This window comes from Leptolyngbya sp. Cla-17, assembly GCF_016807185.1.
Taxonomy (GTDB): Bacteria; Cyanobacteriota; Cyanobacteriia; order Leptolyngbyales; family Leptolyngbyaceae; genus ULC077BIN1.
On sequence record NZ_JAEVYN010000002.1, the window covers coordinates 2,471,115 to 2,488,863 of the forward strand.

The following is a 17,749-nucleotide window of genomic DNA, read 5'->3' on the forward strand; positions in this document are numbered from 1 at the left end:
TTAGCTGAAACAAGCGAAAGCTTGGGGATAGCTAGCAAGGAATAAAGGAGGTTAACAACTCAAACAACCTTGTAACTGAATAATCATGAGGGTGAAAGCCCCTCCCCACAAGTGCAGTGGTGACAGCATCACCCCTACGGTAGCGACTAGCCATCAATCCGTAAAGCGGGGTGAAAAGGCGGTATCTGAGAGCCTTACTTGGAAACCCGTCGAGCAGAGAACCGATGAGTAACACCCGTGAAGATGCATTGAACCATCGTCACCGTTAACCAGCCAAATCAGGCTGATAGGCTGGAGCCAAAAGGCAAAGGATAAGGGGTTGGCGTGTGTATGAGCGACCAATTGCACTCCCAATAAACCCGGTGGAGAGCATCACTCTAAGGGTTCTAATCAATGGTTATTCGGAACGAAGTAACTCACCATTTGCTCTTGCCCCCTGGGTCAGGCGGGCGAGTAGGTGCTAACCGCAAGCAAATGGTGAGAGGGATTGCCTAAGAAGCTAATGCCAGCGGGAAAGCCGCAGGATATGCAGACGTAGGCACGGTGATTTGGAATGAAGGGGAGTGATTAGCAATGAAAATGTCTAAAGCACGGGTAAACCCGATGATGGAATGGAACACGATCCCCTGGTGTCAGCTAGAGCGGCGCGTGTTTAAGTTGCAAAAGCGCATCTTCAAAGCCTCGCAGCGTGGCGATGTCAAGGCAGTTCATCGACTTCAAAAGACTCTGATGAGATCCTGGTCTGCCAGGTGTCTCGCGGTACGTCAGGTGACTCAGGATAACACTGGCAAGAAAACAGCCGGAATTGATGGAATCAAGCAATTGGTTCCATCCCAGCGGTTGAAACTGGTCAGTATGTTACACCTAACCCATCGAGCACAACCCGTTCGCCGGGTCTTTATTCCGAAGCCTGGAAGTTCGGAAAAGCGTGGGTTAGGTATTCCGACAATCCATGACCGCTGTGTGCAGACATTGGTAAAGCTAGGACTAGAACCCGAATGGGAGGCAAAGTTTGAGCCCAACAGCTATGGGTTTCGACCAAGCCGCTCATGCCATGATGCGATTGAAGCGATTTTCAGTGCCATTCGGCAAAAGCCCAAATTCGTTTTGGATGCAGATCTCGAAAAATGCTTCGACCGGATCGACCAGTCCGCCTTGCTGGCAAAACTCAAGACCTTTCCAACGCTACGACGACAAGTTCAAGCTTGGCTAAGTGCTGGGGTGATGGAGAGAGGAGCACTGTTTCCGACCAAAGAAGGTGTGCCACAAGGGGGGTGTTGCTCTCCGTTGATGGCAAATATCGCCTTACACGGAATGGAGGCAGTGGTGAGCCAAGTCTCTAAGACGGCACGGCTCATTCGCTACTGTGATGATTTTGTGGTGTTACACGAAGATATTACAGTGGTACAAGCCTGCCAGCAGGCATTACAACAGTGGTTAGGTGGCATGGGCTTAACCTTGAAGCCAAGCAAAACCCACATCACGCATACCCTCAAACCATTTGAGGGACGAGTGGGATTTGATTTTTTGGGTATGCAGATTCGGCAATTCCACGTTGGCAAATATCAATGCGGTAAATCTGGAACCCGAGGCAAGCATCCCCAAGCACTTGGGTTTAAGACTCTCATCAAACCCAGTCCCGCTAAGCTGAAACAGCAACTTGAAGCAATCGGGTGCATTATCAAGACCCATCGAGCAGCCCCTCAAGCGGCATTGATTCGTCATCTGAATCCACGTATTCGAGGGTGGGCAAACTATTATGCATCCGTGGTCAGCAAAGCCTGTTTTGAGAAGCTTGACCATCTCATCTTTCAGCAACTGCGGGCTTGGGCACGTCGTCGTCATCCCAATAAGTCTCTTTACTGGATCATTCACCGTTACTGGAGAATGGAGAGTGGAGAGAATTGGCGCTTTAGCGTCACACTCAACGGACAACCGATGCACCTTCTCAAACATCGTGATACGCCCATTGTGCGGCATATCAAGGTGCAGGGAAATCGAAGTCCCTATGATGGCGATTGGCTTTATTGGAGTACAAGATTGGGCAGCAATCCAGAGGTGCCAACCCGAGTGGCAAGGCTACTCAAGCGCCAGAAAGGACAATGCCCAGCCTGTGAACTGTTTTTCAAAGATGGGGACCAGTTGGATATTGACCACATTCTTGCACTCTCACAAGGGGGTAAGGACGAATACAAAAACCTCCAACTGCTCCATCGACACTGCCATGTGGTTAAGACAAAACGGGAAAGAGCAACCGTTCAATCCTAGTTGGTTCAGTAGGTATGCATGACAAGCACCAAATTGCTGAGGAGCCGTGTGAGGTTACAAGCTTCAAGCACGGTTCTGAAGACCAGCGGGGTGGGCGACTGCTCCGCTGAGTTTAACCCCTCGACGGGATGCGCTGCTGGCGTGTGGTATTGGCGGAGAGACGCTGTATAAATACAAAGACCTCTGGCATCCTGAATTCTTGCTGCCTGTGGAATCCCCCCCGAACCCCCCCGATGCAAATAAAACCATTGGGCGCGAAGAGGGCGCGCCCGAGTGTCCAAGCTTATTAGTCAGTAAGTCCAGTACTACCCCTCTAGGTAGACTTTTCAAAGGATTTGAACCGAGTCCTTGTCGGGTAATATCCAGTATTGCCTATCCCGATCTCAAAGTGGCTCAAGAAAGGGAGCGGCACATCATCAAAATGCGGCGATATCGTGATTCAGATGACCCGATTTTGATTCGAGCAGCAGAAGAATGGGCGGAATGTAACCCCGGTTTGCTCTGAATCAGCTCCAAAATTCACTTCAGCCTATGAAGGTGTGGCTTTGCTATGAGCTGATCGAAGCCTGTCTAAAATTTATCGGCGACTAGAAGGATTTTAGGGGTTGAGCCGACATAAGCCTAATTTAATGCAACAGGGGGCTGAAACCTCGATTCTGTCGTGAAATTTTGATGCTTTCTTCCCTGTTGGGGTCTTTATTCAGAAACCCGACGGAGAAAGACTTATAGCCTCATATTGCACTTTTTTGTGCTTATGTCGGCTCAACCCCTAAAAAGCTAAAATACCTATCCAGTCTGCCTTTCAAGTCCATATGATAAAAATCACACGTATCCCAGCTCAATGCCAATTAGTACCACGAACTTCAGCCCCTCGAATCAGACTAACACCCCGTTCAACTAACCTTAATTACCAACCCTCGCTTCAATCTGGATAACGTTTTGAGGTATGAAACACCCGCAAAATTTCTACTGCATTCCCTCTCACTCGATAAATCACAACGTATGGAGTATTTGCAATCACCAGTTCCCGCGTACCCTCTACCCGTCCGACCCTGCCCAGCATAGAGAACTCTGCTAACTGCTCTGTCGCTGCTTGAATCTTGAGTACTACCCCGATCGCAGCATCCCCATTGTTTTCAGCAATATAGTCATACGCTTGCTCTAGGTTCTTTAACGCCTGACGTAGCCATTTAACGGACTTTGCCACTCGTCAACCTTGCAAATACAGCATTCACCTCTTCTTCAGTTGCAAAGTCTCCTGCATCTGCCTCAGAAACACCCCGTTGAATTTCCTCAACTTGCCATTGATGCATCTCCAGATAAATCGCGATCGCTTCATTGATGAGATAACTACGATCGCGATCAATTCCTGTTGCGATCGCATCCAGGACGGCTCGTTTTTCACTATCCAACCGAAAGGTAATGTTTTCCTTACTCATGACAATGCTCAAATCAGGAAAAAGATTTATCCCTCTATCATGCGTTGCAATACGTCGCAATGCAAATCTAATTTATCGAAATGCATATTTATTTCATCGACTGCCGATAGTCCTAAGGTTTCTGATCAAAATTCAACAAAACAACCCGCAATCCATCCAATCTGATTTGGGGTAATTTGTTTATCAAGATCAGCTACTGCACTAAGCGCGATCGCCCAGTACCTCGGTAAAACAGATGTGAATTCAATCACCTCACTCAACAAACGGGTGGCGACGTTGGAGCAGCAGTATAAGAAACTAATTCAATTGATGTGAGAGAGGAAAGGGTAATTACTGATTTATTACGCTGCGTGAGTGTCTGATTGGCTTTCGAGTCCTCTCCAATCGGCTTTCCATTGTGGGCAACGTCCGGAGATCGCTTGCCCGCACACCCAGAATGTCAGCAAGCATGTGATGCTTCGTGGCATTCTGGTTATTATAGCGGTTTTCTGTCGGATGAGGTACGGGCAGAATAATAGAGAGCAAGGGTTTGAGCCTTTAGTTTGTACCTCACAGGAGCCGGAAACGCTATAGTTGTCCAGCGGTTTGAACGACTCCGCACCCAGCAACAAGAAGCCGAGCAACAGGCGGAGCAATTCTTTCAAACTGTTCTTCATCGCGCCTTTCGGAACGAGTTGTAGAGCGCCAGCAAAATTTATCCAGCATTTACAAATTTCCGACTCATCAATATCCTTTCTTTACAAGCAAGCTTTGATTCTCCTCCACAAATTGGCAATTATAGAGTGGGGCCTTATCATTGCTGAGGATGCCGGAGTCGATGCCAAGAAAAAAGGATTTTTGGGAATTAGCCGACTCCACCATTTTGGGGCGCACCAAAAAGAATGAGCTATTGCAGATTGCCCGCAGTGAACACCAACAGGTTCAGTTATATCGCGCCCAGGTCGAAGCACAAGCCCAGCAAACCAACTCGGAAAGACAACTGCTTGACCAGCTACGAAGCCAGATGAAGCATTCAGACGACGTGCATCGGCAGGTACTAGAGGAATTGTTCGTAACCTTTGAAGACCAGCAGCAAAACCACGAACAAGAACTTCATCGCCTGCAACGAGAAGCCAAAGACTGGGAAAACGTAGCCCAAAACTACGAAGACGCGATCGTCACCTATCGCAGCGAAATCACTTACCTTCAATCCATCACCCAACGCCTCAAGCAGTTTGGTCAAATGTCTCCCCTCGAAGCAGGGCAAGCATTTGTGAAATGGCTGTTTGGCGCTCAGGCAGAAGAAACAATAGAACACTGCCCCGACTGCAACAGCATCATTTCCTCGCTGGACTATCACTTTTGCCCCTACTGCGGCAGCGATCGCCAGTCTTCTCGCCCTGGTCAGCAAGCATAGTCCTCTATGAAAACCGTCACCCGCAAGCAACTTGTTGAATTGGGAGCCAGCAAATACCAGGCTAATCTGGTGACAAAACCCCTCATCCCCCTGCGAAAACAGGGCAGCGCCAACGTCTATGACCTATTTGCAGTCAGCGATCGCTGCAAAGATTTACTCGAAAACAAGCGACTGAAGGAAGCCACCTGCACCGCTATCCAATCCCTACGCTGGGCAATCCTATCCCTTGCCGAGCAGATTCAAGACGCACCCTTTGGCATGAGTGGCATAGAGCAACTGGAATATGCCGCCACTTTGCACCAACGCGCAGAAGACCTGTTCACTCAGACTAAAGCCAAGTCGCAGCAAGTAAAAAAGACCGCCTCCACCGCAAGCGCCAAGGGTAAAAAGAAATGAGCGAATTAGCGAAGTTCCTTAGCTCAGAAGCCGCCTTAGCTCAAGCCGAGGCGAAAGTCGCTCAGACCAAACAAACTAAGGAGAAACTAAAACAACGACGCAACGATGGCCAGCTGCTTTACAGCAGCTGGCAAGGCAGCAGCGACTGGCAGCAATGGCGGATGCAGCAGTTAGAACGACAAAACTGGAAATGCACCTATTGCGGCAAGCGGATGGGTTTTGGTGAAAGAACTTACCTGGCGAATGGAGACTTTTCGCTAGAGCCTCATCACCCAACCGTTGATCATATTCTGCCCAAGTCCCTGTTCCCCGAACTTACCCTTGACCTGAAAAACCTCACAATGATCTGCTGGTCATGCAACAGAAAGAAGGGAAATAAAATGGCGATTGCCTCCAGAATGCGTCATAGTAAGCTGACACAGCAGATGAACTCCTAAAAACGGAGCTTGATACCTATGGGGTAGGGTGCATCGTAGTGCCGCTAGAAGCATTTTTCTGATCTGGAGTGAATTGCTGCTCTTGCCCGACGTTGCCAAAAATATCGTTTCTCTATGGCATCTCTCCGCTATACTCAAATCGCAGCCTTACAGCTAAAGAACCAAGATGCTAATCGGCGTGATCAACCAGAAGGGAGGCGTGGGTAAGAGCACAACAGCAGCTCACCTTGCTTATTGGTTAAGCCACTTCCACAAACAAAACACCCTCGTCATTGACTCTGATTCACAGCAAAGCTCAAGCCAATGGCTGCAAAGCATGGGTATGGAGTTCCGCGTCATTGATGACCCAGAAGAACTATTTGAGACTGTAACCAATTTCGCTGAACAGTACGATTCCATTGTCGTTGATGCCCCCGGCGTGCTGGGCGAAACCACAAAATCTATTTTGTTGGCGGTCGATCTGGCACTAATCCCGGCTCAAGCTGCCCAACTCGATTTGGCAAGTACCGAGAAAATTGCCCGTCTGGTTCACAATGTTCAGAAGGTGCGAAAAGGGCTTCCCCATGCCGCCATTTTTATCAACAAAGCTGAGAAGCGCAGCGTTCTGTTACGAGAGGCTAGAGTGGCATTATCCGACATCCCTGGAATCAAATTATTAGAGACAACTGTTTACCGCCGTCTAGTCATCGCTGACGCTCCCGGTCAATCAGCCACCGTTTTCAATATGTCAAGTGAAGCAGCTCAGCTTGCCGCCGAGGAATACAAACAGCTATTTACGGAGGCATTGAACTATGGCGAGACACAGCCTGAGTAAACTGCGCGACAGCCTCGATCAGGTTGAAACTCAAGCAGTGAGCGATCGTGCCCTCCCCCTCACTGCTATTTGCTTACCCGCTCAACAACCTCGACGCTATTTTGACCCAGCGAAGCTAGAGCAACTGGTTCTGTCTGTTAAAGAACACGGCATTCTAGAACCCGTCCTGGTACGTCCAGTTGAGAATAAACCTGAGCAGTACGAACTTGTTGCAGGAGAACGGCGCTACCGAGCAGCCCAACAGCTTAAGCTGACCGAAATTCCTGTTGTCATTCGAGAACTAAACGATACCGAGGCGCTTCAACTTGCCCTGATCGAAAATCTGCAACGAGAAGACCTCAACCCCATCGAAGAAACCGAAGGCATCCTGCAACTACTCAGCATTCAACTCAAGCAGGATGTAGCTGAACTCCCACCTCTCCTTCATCGCCTCCAACATGAGCGCAAAAAATCTTCCAACAACGTTGTTGGAAACCCAAAAATTGACGAGATCGAAAGCGTTTTCACTGGACTGGGGTTGATGTCATGGGAGTCTTTCGTGAATCATCGGCTACCCTTATTGAACCTACCATTGGATGTCTTAGAGGTTCTGCGCCAGGGCAAGATTGCCTATACCAAAGCCCAAACACTCTCCCGCATCAAAGACGAAACTCAGCGCTGTAACTTAGTTCAAACCACCATCCATGAAAACCTTTCCCTTAGCCAAATTCGAGAACGAATTAAAGCCCTTCAGTCGGAGCCTGACACAAGTTCCCCTAAAGCCACTGTTGAGTCCCTTTCTCGTCGAGTGATTAAGGCAAAGCTATGGGAAGATCCAAAAAAATGGAAGCAAGCTCAAGCACTCTTAGCAAAGCTAGAAGCCCTAGTATCAGAAAAATAAAGGGTTGAAATTAGTCCCAAACAAAACCAACTCTTAACCTTGCAGGTGTATTCAATAGTCCTGCCAAGTGTTCAATATTTTCTAATCTTAAGTCTTGGCAAGTAGGTTGTATGCCAGTTGCACGCCTCTCAAAAAGGGCCGTTTGTGAGGTATGTCTGCGGGCGATCACACACTCACGGCAGAATCGAATTTCTGGTGTCCCAAAACCTATCTCACAATCAAGTTCTCAAAACCGCACTGTATTGATGACTTCTGAAACATGAACTGTGCCTGGTCTATTATTCTGCTGACAAACATAGTCATAGTTTTGATCAGCAGTACTATCATGCCAGTGGTCTCAATCTTGTGACGGCAGCGATTGTGCTATGGAATACGGTCACAATTTTGGCTTTCTTCAGATAGAGGGCGATCGCTTCTCTGAGCAACCGACTTTGAGTTAGCCCAGTGGCATTTTGAATCTGTTGCAAAGCAATATAATGAGCGGGTGGAATTTTTCCCGCAATGTGGAAATTCTTCGTTTGATTCATCAGGTTAACTTGTGAACCCTCACCCCTTCCACACTTTATTTTTGAGACGGTCAAAAAGGGGCGTTAGTCCAAGTTTAGTCCATAGTTCTGGACTGATTCTAAACGCTTTACCCATCAGCAGTTACAGCTCATTGATTAATTGCGGATCAAGCAATTAGTCTACGAGTTTATTAGCTTTCAGCCTTTTCGAGCAGTGGATTTAGTCCAATCAGTTTTGCTGATTAATTGCCGTAAGCCTTTTGGCGATCGCGTCCATGATGAAGCGGTTAGGAAAAGACCTATTCGGGGTTAAGTTAAACTCAGCGGAGTGGGTGACTGCTCCGCTGAGTTTAACCGCTATTTAATGTCGTCGCAGAGGTAACGATCGTCTTTGTCCACATTAGGATCATTATTGAGATAATCTTGAACCCAGCTACAACTACGCTTCAGTAAACTATCCAATGTGAAATCTAGGAATTTAACCTCATTGCCAGTTGCAACAGCGATCGATTTACCATCAGTAAAAAGCAGATCTGAAATTTGATTATTTAAGGAGATTGAAACGTTTTTAGCCCAAATACTATCGATTATGTAAAGCTCGAATGTTGTAGTAAATTCGCTGCCGCGAATAGCTAACATTTTGCTATCAGGACTGAATCGTACAATCGGCTGAGACTGAGAAGTTCCTCTAATGACGGTTACTTCTTTACCATCGCTGTCCCACAGTTTAACCGTACCATCTTTGCTAGACGAGGCAAGAAACTTACTATCTGGACTGAAGCTAACTGTTTTAACTTTATCGTCTTGTAGAAGCGTCTTTAGAAACGTACCATTACTGTTCCAGAGTTTGACCGTTTTATCATCACTTGCCGAAGCTAGGAGTTTACCATCCCGACTAAAACTGACGCTATTGACTTTCTCGTTGTGTGAGAGCATTTTAATTGGCGTACCGTCAGCTTTCCAAAGTTTCACGGTCTTATCATCGCTCGCGGAAGCCAAGAGTTTGCCATCCCGACTGAAGCTGACGCTATTGACTTTCTCGTCATGCAGAAGGGTTTTAAGTGACGTACCGTCAACTTTCCAAAGTTTCACGGTCTTATCATCACTTGCCGAAGCCAGGAGTTTGCCATCCGGACTAAAAGCAGTTGCATTGATTTGGTCTGTGTGACCTCTAAAGGTGCGAAGAAAGCTACCGTCTAGATCCCATAGTTTTAGCGCACTTTCTCTGCTGGCCATCACAATTGAGTTGCTAGCCTGATCAAAATCAACCTTATCAGGACTTTCTTGGCGACCGCTTTTCACTGTTCTAATTTTTTGACCAGTAATGCTCCATAATTCAACTTTGAAGGAGTTTTTACCTGGTTCCATGTAAAAAACATACTTGCTATCGGCACTAAAGCTTACATCGATGACTTTAGGGATACCATTAGGGATACCATTATCATCATTGTCCACTTCTGTTGTTAGCTCTTGAAGGGTCTTTAACTCCTTACTATTTTTTAGATCTTTGCCGTCTAAACTCCAAAGTTTGACAGCCTTGTCACCACTGACAGAGATCAACAGTTTACCATCAGGGCTAAACAGCACTCTTTGTACTGCGGACTCATGTCCCCTTAACAACACAGGATTTTCAGTGCCATCCAGTCTAGTCAGTTTGATTGTGTTGTCATCACTTCCAGTTGCTAATAGTTCTCCATCTGGGCTAAAAGCAGCCTCATTGATGGAATCGTTGTGCTCTACAGTTGGTCTGCTTATCGGTGTGCCACGGAGGTCAAAGAAGTGGACAACCTTGCTATATCCAACAGTAGCAATAGTATTACTATCTGGGCTAAACACAACCTTATGAACTCTGTAACCAGAAATTGATGCCAGTGAAGCGCCATTCTGGCTTTGCCAAAGGTTGATGTTGTTATCCCTTAAACCACTGAGAGAGACTAGGAGTTGGCTATTCGGGCTGAAGCTGATGCTCTTGACTCTATCGGGATGACTAACCAATTTTTTAATCAACGTTCCATCGCTTCTCCAGAGATAGACAAAATTGTCATCACCGATGGAAGCAACAAACTCACCATTTTTACTGAACTGGATATCCTCAATACGTGTAAAGTGTCCTGAGAGGCGCTTAATTAAACGACCCTCCTGATTCCAAAGATTAATCCAATTGTCATCTCCGATCGAAGCAAGAATATTTCCATTGGGACTAAACACAATCTTTGATACTGGCTTCGTATGCCCAGTTAGAGTTTTAAAGAGCGTACCATCTTGATTCCAAAGTCTGATAGCCTTATCTTCGCCTACCGCTGCAATTAGCTTCCCGTCCGGACTGAATTTCACGGCTCTGATGCTGCCACCATATCCTTTCAGAATCACGTCTCGATTCTTGTCATTCCAGATATGCATGACATCATTATTACTACTCGTTAATATAGTTTTATGATCAGCGCCAAACTCTAAAATTGAGTCATTTGCTGCAAGTTTTTTTTGTGAATGGTCATCTTTTTGTATGAGTTCTACTTTATCTGCATACCCAACAGCAATTGTCTTTCCATCAGCATTAAGCTGTAGCCGATCAATGGTGGTTTTATGATCATCCAATGCACTGGAGGGGAAATCAATTCTCCAAATTTTGACTGTTTTGTCCTGGCTGGTAGTGGCGAGGAACTGACCATCAGGACTAAAATTGAGATTCGCAGCAAAAGCACTGTTTCCAAAAAGCCCTCTTAAGCGTGAACAAGAATTCTCTTCTTTACTAGAGTTCATTGTGAGAAATACATATTGAGGATTGTACTGCGGGACAATTGCAAAAAATTTGGCATTTGGACTTAAACTAATACCACGCACAGGACCCACGCACTGGGGGCTTATGCTTTTTATAAGGACTCCATCTACTAAGGACCATACTTTGGTAGTTCCATCTTTGTTTACTAGAGTCAGAATCTTTCCATCAGAGCTAAATCTCAAATCTACTGCACCGTAATTGTTGATAGTTTGAGATGCCTGGTCATTTAAGTTCCGAAGCTGAACAACATCATCTTTACTGGCAGCCGCCAGAATTTTGCTGTCAGGACTGAATTTGACAATCGTTACTATCGCCTCGGTGCGTATTGTTTTGAGGAGCTTGCCATCTACCCGCCAAACTTTGACCGTTCTATCTTTACTAGCAGTCGCAAGTATGTTTCCGTCAGAACTAAAGTTCGCATTTGTTATACCGTCAGTGTGACCGGATAAGGTTCTCAGAAACGTCCCATTTTGATTCCAGAGTTTTGCTGTTTTATCGGCACTGGATGTTACCACCATCTTGCTATCGGGACTAAAGCTAACATGAGTTACTTTATCGGTATGTTCTTGCAGGGTTTTAATTAGTTCACCATTGCGCTTCCAGAGTTTTACTGTTTTATCTTCGCTGGCGGTAGCGACCATTGAGCCGTCCGGGCTAAACTCCATATACGAAATGTCGCCTGTATGACCTTCCAGACGGCTGACCTCTTGCACTCCATAGACAGCGTTAGCCAAATTGAGTGCTGTCATCCGTTGAAACTCAGGCATTGTCGCCAGCGCGAGTGTTTTCTGTTGTTTGCCTACCTTTAAGTTTGCAACCAAGCGATCGAGTTCGGTTTTTGTAGACGCATCTAAACTTTGGCTTGACATATAAGTACTAACTCCAGCTAGCGTTGAGACAATGGCGAAGCCTCCGATCGCCATTAGTAACCCCGCCAACGTCAATATCCCCCGTCGTGCGGTTTTCAACTGCTGCTTTAGCGCCTGATTCAGCTTCGCTTCCGTCAGTTTCCGCTGCTCTCGTTCCTTCTCCAGTTCCGCGACTAACCCCGCCGACTGCTGCTGCCGCAGAAATGGCACTAAGTAATCATGCACCAGTTGAAATCTATCTGCCGGGATTCCTGGCACCTGAAAGACCAAACCCGACTTCACCAAAATATTCAAAATCAGGTCCAAGCGCTCTGGTGCAATGGCTAAATCCGCCTCTAGTTCTGCCCGCGTCTTCAGGGGACGAGTCAGATTATCATCGGTCAGTAAATACAAAATAATCCTGGCGAACTGTTCGTTATTTGTGCCGCAGTCTTTTACGACCTCTTCCAAAAATCGCCCGACAAAGCGTTCCTTGGGTCCAGCTTCCTGGTAATGCGCCAGGGTCATTACCTGTTCCGTTTGCATCTGTGCTCCCACTACCTGAAGCTCGATTGGACGCACTTCTTGCAACTCCCCCGCCAAATCCTGCACCAGTGCATCGATCAACGTGGGTTCTAAATTAAACTGGCAGGCATCTGTCAGGCTCTGGATAACCGCTCTGCCATCCTCCGGTGAAAAATTGCCCAGGTGATAGAGAATCTTCTTGTCCAGAATATTATTGTCAATCACATCCAAGTGGGTCAGCCGATTACATTCCAGTAAATAGTGCAGATAATCTTCCCGCAACGACAAAATTACTTTGACATAGGGCACATTCAAACAATCGCGCAGGAACTCAAAAAACGGTCGCCGCTGAGTCGGGTCTTTGTAGGCAAAAAAGAACTCCTCAAACTGATCAAAAATCAGCACCGTCAAGAGATTTTTATCGCCACTTTTGCGAATTTCTGACACGAACGCCGCCATTGAATCCAGCAGCAGCGGCAGGCTTAGCCCCCGTACTTCTTGCAATGACTCGGACAGGCGATCGCCCAAACTTTTCGCCCAATCCGTATAAACCTGCAATAAGACGGGCACCACATCCCGCGCTTCGATCGACCGTTGCTTCAAAGCTGGTACCAATCCTGCTTGCACCAGCGAACTCTTGCCCACCCCCGATTGACCATAAATCACTGTCAATTTATGGTCAGTCCGCCCAATGCGCTCTAACAAGCGATTCACATCCAGTAGTCGCCCCGATGCCGCAATTTCTTGGGTTACTGCTGCTCTGGTATCTGTCGTCGCCAACGCTGGATTAATTACCTGTCGCCGCGACTGCAACCGCCCTGCCCCCACAAACGCTCGCAGCCCATACTGCTGCTCGATCGAACGCTGCTCCTGCTTCGTTTCAAACGCCCGCAAATATTGCCCTTGCTCAAAATAGAGCGATTGCAACGCCTCTAAAATATGAATGTAAACTGTCGGATCATACTGCGGTTGAAAGTTGGCTTTCGCTGTTTCTAGATTCTCGATTGCTTGCCCATCTTGCTTGAGATGGCGTTGCGCCTGGGCGAGCAAGAAGAGATAGCGATTTTTGCGTTGGGCTCGATCCAGCGACCAATCAATGGACGATGACGATGGCAACTCATTGGTCTGCAATGCCAACTCCGCCTGAGCTTTTACCGTTGGCCAATCCTGCTGCTGCAACGCCACTTCTGCTAACAGCCCATAAGCAGATGCCAACCGAATTGGTTCTGGATTAGCCTGGTGTAGCTGCACGGCTCGCTGCGCTATTGTGGCTAACTCATCCCAATGCCCTAGCCGAGTCAGCACTTCTCCCAATGCGTTGATAAACTTTGCCGCCAACTCTGGTCGATCGGTGCAATCAAACGCTGCCAAACTCTGCTGATAAAACTCCTTGGCTTTCGCACATGCCGTCTTATACTCCGCCTGATGCTGCGTCGCGTATTGCCGCCACCATAAGCCCAGGTGAAACAGCACACAGCCATAACGCGCCCAGTCATTCGCTGACAGCCCCTCTGGAATGGCAATCTGAGCTTGCCAAAAGGCGATACTTTCCTCATAGTCAGCTTTGGCTTTGGCTTTCTCGCCCCGCAGATCGGCTTCCCGTCCAGCCCAAAATTTTAGGCTGGCCTGTAAGCGATCGTCCACCCCCGATCTCAAGTCAAGTAATGCCGACTCCCATTCGGCACTCAGGTGTGCCCCTTGGGGGTAGAGTGCTGCCAACGGTAGAAATTTACCCTCCCCCACGGTTAAAATTGCCTCAAATAGCTCCTCTACAGGTTGCTGGAGACTCTGAGCTAATTCCGTTGGGGTAAGTTCAAACTTAATTGAATTGCCCGTCCAGCTTTTGAAATCGGGCATTAATTGGATGAGGCGTTTCAGCGTATCGTCATTCACCCAAAGCACGATCGGAAACAGAAAATGCTTGCGAAACTCTTCGCGAACTTGATTCGTTGAAATTAAGATCTGGTCGATTGCCCTTACCTGCTCCAAACCAAAAATCATCAACGCTTGTGGATGATCATCTCCCAACGCAGCGCGAATCGTCGTGTAAAGCGTCTTCGTCGATGCGGATAAATGCAATTCGTGAAACGCAATTGGGCATTGAGCTTTCAACCGCTGGACTACCTGATCTCGCAAACTACCGTAATTACAGCGAGCCAAAATCAGCGAAAAGTTGCCCTGGGACAGGGTGATCGCGCGAATTAACTTGTTGAGGGCGCGATCATTGATCAGAATCTCTTCGGGCGGTTGAGCGTCAGTCATAATCCCTGCCTAAATTTCTTCGATTCAGCGATCGCGGGGTTAATAGCAACCCACCGCCCTTCGTCATCGCAATACTCAAATAAGAACATGCTCCGGAGTAGGGTCTGATATTCCTCCTCTCCCTTGACATTGTCCTGATTTTGCAGAATTTGGTGCAACAACGTCCATTCTTCGTTACTGATGGCGGAAATCAAATCATCGCGATATTCCCGAATCACCATTTCGAGACAGGTTTGTTGAATTGGGGGATCGGCTTCTTGCAAACAACTGTAGAGCAACACCAGTAAATTACGGACATGCCCACCGCTGACGCGACAGAGCCGATCAAGTGTTGCCGCCGATTCAAAGACATTAGTAATCTGCTCCAGTTGCTGCGCTGCACTCAGCCCGGGAAAAGCACGCGACATGACCATTTGCCGCATCAGGTTCATGCCCTCATCATGATCGCCTCCCCCACGCGCTTTCACCTTGACCATGGGCAACACCGTTGGTTTTACCCCAAAGCGATTCGTCAGAGTGCTGAGTTCGTTAGAAAAAATTAGTACCAGTGGGATCGTATACACCACATGGCAATTTAGCTTTTTCAACTGTTCACCCCGATCAATGAACAAATATTCTGGTTGTGATCGGCCAGAGGCTTTGGGAGAACTATCGACTCGATCAAGATTGTCAATAATCACCACTAATCCGGCATAGCCCTGCGCTTTCAGCAGTTCCGTTGCCTTTCCCAAGACTTCGGTATTAATTGCTTCCAAAATGCTGCTGGTCCGCGGTTCTAAATATTGCCGTAATTGGCTACGCAGTTTAGGACTATCTTTCGTTTTAGCCGTCACCTTGCCAATACCCATAGGTAGCGAAAACCCAGCTTCAGTCGAGAACTCGATCGGCGTCTGTAGAAAGTCGGTAATCTCCCCAAATAACTGGATGAAGTAGCTCGGTTTTAGCCGTACATTCACCTGTTCAAGACTGGCACTCACCTGCCGTGTAATCGCCAGCAAAATATCGCTAATGTCCACATCAGCCATATCTAGATCGGCGCTAGATTCAAAATAGACGACATGAAACTTCTGCTGCTCCAGCTCTGCCTTCAGGCGAAAGAGTTCGGTGGACTTGCCACAGCCAATATGTCCCGTGAACAATTGGCAGGTGGCAACATTGGGTTGGAGAGTAATCGTCCGTTGCAGTCGTTGAATCACATTGCCACCCCGAACGGCGGAAAAATCAATGTAATACTGACGGTCTTCAGGCTGTTCTACTTTGAGGGTTTTGCTGGGGTTGCAAGCATTAAAAAACTTTTGGGCATCGAGCAGCATAGGAATTCTGTCAGCCTGCCTAAACATCAATTCTGTTTCTCTATTTTCTATTAAATTCTCCTCATACAGTATAAAATTCTCGACTTGCGCCTTGCGGTAATATCTACTGGCATCGTGCCGAGATAAGTGCGGAAGTTTATCAGATGGTTGCTAAAGATGGGGTTTGGGGAGCAGTGGAACAGTAAATGTACTTAAGGCTCAAGTCTCTCTGCAATCACCTGATTACGCGCAGCAAGCGCGATACTGTAGACGGATGCACATTGAACAGCCGAGCTGCATCGGCAGCGGTCTTTTGTCCTGAATCCACCAAGTGTTGGATTTCTTTTTCCTGGTGTGCTTTGAGTTTGGGCGACGACCACCAACGCGCCCTTCCTTTCGAGCCGCATTTAAGCCATTACAGATAGGTTCGCGTAGCATAGCGTGCTTGAACAAAGAAGGTCACGCAGTGCTCGATACTGACGTGGCTCGACTATCTCCGTTAATTTATGGCATACCCACAGGCTGGGACGTTATTCTTTCGCAGTACCAGAGGCGGTTTCTAGAGGCGAATTGAGGACGCTGCGTAATCCATTGGAGGAGCCTTAAGTACATTTACTGTTCCACTGCTCCCCAAACCCCAAAGCCGCGCCGTGTTGTCTGTCGATAGGCTTGCTCCATCGATTCAACGGATGCAAAGCTTTGTAAGCCGCGATCGTCTAAAAAGCGCACAGCCGCATAGATCTCTTCGAGCTTGACGGGTTCGCGCATCCCTAAAACTTTGAGAATACCTTGGCGATCGCCATATTTTTTAACGTAGGTCTGCGATGTCTGATAAATCATCTTTTGGGTTGCTGCATCTGCCGTCTTGCCAAGCATCCCCAAGACTTTGCCGCTGCCATCCCACACCGTTTTGATAACAACTTTGCCGATCTCAGCCGCAATGGCTGTAGAAAGTGGGTCAAGCACCATACTTTTCTCAGGAGGTATTTAGTAATAGGCACCACTAGCCTAATCTAAGGATCAGGAGATGGTTCAGAAAACGCCCTATTTCTCACTCAGACCGAGATCGTCTTGGTTTGGTCGGGATTGGTGAGCAGCCTCTGATGACCTTGTGGTGCTACATCCTGATCTCACCGCCCTTCTATTCCTGATAACATTGATTATCGGGAATAGAAGGGTGGAAGCAGATAGAGATTCTGGTAGAACTCATTGAACATTGCCGCAGGGATTAGACTTGTCGGGTAATAGCGAAGAAAACGGCTAAAACACCTACGGTGCAGGAATTACAGCGATTTTGGACCTAAATGGCTTACTGGATAGAACTTTCAAGGCTTTTTTGTCTTAATTTCTAGACAACTCTACTAATCCCCATAGACAATCTTGACAAAAAAATCAGATGTCCCTATTGACCCCGTCTACTTTAGGGACTATGTTATGCTGCCGCAATCAGCATCTATCTTATGCTGCAACTCTGCAATTGCATCCAAAATCGTAACGAAGCGTCGCCCCAAATCAGTGAGTTTGTATTCAACCCGTGGTGGAACCTCTGGGTAAGAGAATTTCTCTAGAATGCCAAAACCAACCATTTTGCTTAGGCAGTCATTTTGGACTTTTGTTGTGAGTCCATCAACGGACCGTGTAATTGCTCCAGGGCGATCGACCCCTTGATAAACTAAGCTCAAAATTTGCATCGACCACTTGCAACCGACAATGTACTCTACCATTGCGGCGGCTGAGGTGGCTTTTCGGGCTTGTTTTCCATTCATCTGATACAACTTAATTTTTCCTAGATTCCGTCTTAATTTCTACCTGAAAGTGCCTACCTTACTGGAAGGTACATACTTCCTAAACCCATTGAAGTTTGATTACTATGCTTGCTGGAAGCGCATTGCTCTCAAATACTACAG

The 17,749-nt window shown here is 47.3% G+C and carries 14 protein-coding genes and 1 pseudogene; 7 read left to right on the top strand and 8 right to left on the bottom strand.

Translation table 11 applies throughout. From position 1 onward, the window contains the following. The first annotated feature begins 573 nt into the window (after positions 1–573). Complete coding sequence (gene ltrA / locus JOY44_RS22145) at positions 574–2,268, top strand: group II intron reverse transcriptase/maturase (protein ID WP_197985668.1); 1,695 nt, start codon at positions 574–576, stop codon at positions 2,266–2,268. A gap of 5 nt (positions 2,269–2,273) precedes the next feature. Here the strand turns inward: ltrA and JOY44_RS22150 are convergent, their stop codons facing one another. The 3 genes from JOY44_RS22150 to JOY44_RS22160 all read right to left on the bottom strand — a co-directional run bounded on the left by JOY44_RS22150 (position 2,274) and on the right by JOY44_RS22160 (position 3,707). Next, on the bottom strand, positions 2,274–2,549 hold the full coding sequence (locus JOY44_RS22150; protein WP_171575628.1) for a hypothetical protein: 276 nt from the start codon (positions 2,547–2,549) through the stop codon (positions 2,274–2,276). Between the two features lie 641 nt (positions 2,550–3,190). Further along, entirely contained in the window at positions 3,191–3,475 is a 285-nt protein-coding gene (locus tag JOY44_RS22155; protein ID WP_171575629.1) for a type II toxin-antitoxin system RelE/ParE family toxin, read from the bottom strand. Then, complete coding sequence (locus JOY44_RS22160; RefSeq protein WP_171575630.1) at positions 3,459–3,707, bottom strand: CopG family ribbon-helix-helix protein; 249 nt, start codon at positions 3,705–3,707, stop codon at positions 3,459–3,461. Before JOY44_RS22160 ends, JOY44_RS22155 begins: the two co-directional genes overlap by 17 nt. Before the next feature lie 542 nt (positions 3,708–4,249). Here JOY44_RS22160 and JOY44_RS22165 point away from each other — a divergent pair. The 6 genes from JOY44_RS22165 to JOY44_RS22190 all read left to right on the top strand — a co-directional run bounded on the left by JOY44_RS22165 (position 4,250) and on the right by JOY44_RS22190 (position 7,630). Further along, positions 4,250–4,387: a hypothetical protein gene (locus tag JOY44_RS22165; RefSeq protein ID WP_171575632.1), complete on the top strand. Its 138-nt coding sequence runs from the start codon at positions 4,250–4,252 to the stop codon at positions 4,385–4,387. A gap of 137 nt (positions 4,388–4,524) precedes the next feature. Further along, positions 4,525–5,103: a hypothetical protein gene (locus JOY44_RS22170; RefSeq protein ID WP_171575633.1), complete on the top strand. Its 579-nt coding sequence runs from the start codon at positions 4,525–4,527 to the stop codon at positions 5,101–5,103. A gap of 6 nt (positions 5,104–5,109) precedes the next feature. Beyond that, positions 5,110–5,499 carry a hypothetical protein gene (locus tag JOY44_RS22175; protein WP_171575634.1) on the top strand — a complete coding sequence of 130 codons (390 nt, stop codon included), beginning with the start codon at positions 5,110–5,112 and terminating at the stop codon, positions 5,497–5,499. Next, entirely contained in the window at positions 5,496–5,936 is a 441-nt protein-coding gene (locus JOY44_RS22180) for an HNH endonuclease (protein WP_171575635.1), read from the top strand. The genes JOY44_RS22175 and JOY44_RS22180 overlap by 4 nt, the downstream gene beginning before the upstream one ends. 166 nt (positions 5,937–6,102) lie before the next feature. Then, positions 6,103–6,750 carry a ParA family protein gene (locus tag JOY44_RS22185; RefSeq protein WP_171575636.1) on the top strand — a complete coding sequence of 216 codons (648 nt, stop codon included), beginning with the start codon at positions 6,103–6,105 and terminating at the stop codon, positions 6,748–6,750. After that, entirely contained in the window at positions 6,728–7,630 is a 903-nt protein-coding gene (locus JOY44_RS22190) for a ParB/RepB/Spo0J family partition protein (protein WP_171575637.1), read from the top strand. Before JOY44_RS22185 ends, JOY44_RS22190 begins: the two co-directional genes overlap by 23 nt. A 401-nt stretch (positions 7,631–8,031) precedes the next feature. Here the strand turns inward: JOY44_RS22190 and JOY44_RS32950 are convergent. The 5 genes and pseudogenes from JOY44_RS32950 to JOY44_RS22215 all read right to left on the bottom strand — a co-directional run. Then, positions 8,032–8,157: pseudogene (locus JOY44_RS32950) on the bottom strand (hypothetical protein); the annotation flags it as partial. A gap of 336 nt (positions 8,158–8,493) precedes the next feature. Further along, on the bottom strand, positions 8,494–14,550 hold the full coding sequence (locus JOY44_RS22200) for a WD40 repeat domain-containing protein (protein ID WP_171575639.1): 6,057 nt from the start codon (positions 14,548–14,550) through the stop codon (positions 8,494–8,496). Then, positions 14,547–15,863 carry an AAA family ATPase gene (locus tag JOY44_RS22205; RefSeq protein WP_171576200.1) on the bottom strand — a complete coding sequence of 439 codons (1,317 nt, stop codon included), beginning with the start codon at positions 15,861–15,863 and terminating at the stop codon, positions 14,547–14,549. Before JOY44_RS22205 ends, JOY44_RS22200 begins: the two co-directional genes overlap by 4 nt. 591 nt (positions 15,864–16,454) lie before the next feature. After that, entirely contained in the window at positions 16,455–16,811 is a 357-nt protein-coding gene (locus JOY44_RS22210; RefSeq protein ID WP_171575640.1) for a hypothetical protein, read from the bottom strand. Positions 16,812–17,269: 458 nt separating this feature from the next. Further along, on the bottom strand, positions 17,270–17,608 hold the full coding sequence (locus JOY44_RS22215) for a winged helix-turn-helix transcriptional regulator (protein ID WP_197985671.1): 339 nt from the start codon (positions 17,606–17,608) through the stop codon (positions 17,270–17,272). Positions 17,609–17,749: the final 141 nt, after the last annotated feature.

Bases quoted from the DNA above. Each gene is read 5' to 3' on its own strand.
- ltrA (WP_197985668.1), top strand. From the start codon at position 574: ATGAAAATGTCTAAAGCACGGGTAAACCCGATGATGGAATGGAACACG.
- JOY44_RS22190 (WP_171575637.1), top strand. From the start codon at position 6,728: ATGGCGAGACACAGCCTGAGTAAACTGCGCGACAGCCTCGATCAGGTT.
- JOY44_RS22170 (WP_171575633.1), top strand. From the start codon at position 4,525: ATGCCAAGAAAAAAGGATTTTTGGGAATTAGCCGACTCCACCATTTTG.
- JOY44_RS22175 (WP_171575634.1), top strand. From the start codon at position 5,110: ATGAAAACCGTCACCCGCAAGCAACTTGTTGAATTGGGAGCCAGCAAA.
- JOY44_RS22205 (WP_171576200.1), bottom strand. From the start codon at position 15,863: ATGCTGCTCGATGCCCAAAAGTTTTTTAATGCTTGCAACCCCAGCAAA.
- JOY44_RS22215 (WP_197985671.1), bottom strand. From the start codon at position 17,608: ATGAATGGAAAACAAGCCCGAAAAGCCACCTCAGCCGCCGCAATGGTA.
- JOY44_RS22185 (WP_171575636.1), top strand. From the start codon at position 6,103: ATGCTAATCGGCGTGATCAACCAGAAGGGAGGCGTGGGTAAGAGCACA.
- JOY44_RS22160 (WP_171575630.1), bottom strand. From the start codon at position 3,707: ATGAGTAAGGAAAACATTACCTTTCGGTTGGATAGTGAAAAACGAGCC.
- JOY44_RS22210 (WP_171575640.1), bottom strand. From the start codon at position 16,811: ATGGTGCTTGACCCACTTTCTACAGCCATTGCGGCTGAGATCGGCAAA.
- JOY44_RS22180 (WP_171575635.1), top strand. From the start codon at position 5,496: ATGAGCGAATTAGCGAAGTTCCTTAGCTCAGAAGCCGCCTTAGCTCAA.
- JOY44_RS22200 (WP_171575639.1), bottom strand. From the start codon at position 14,550: ATGACTGACGCTCAACCGCCCGAAGAGATTCTGATCAATGATCGCGCC.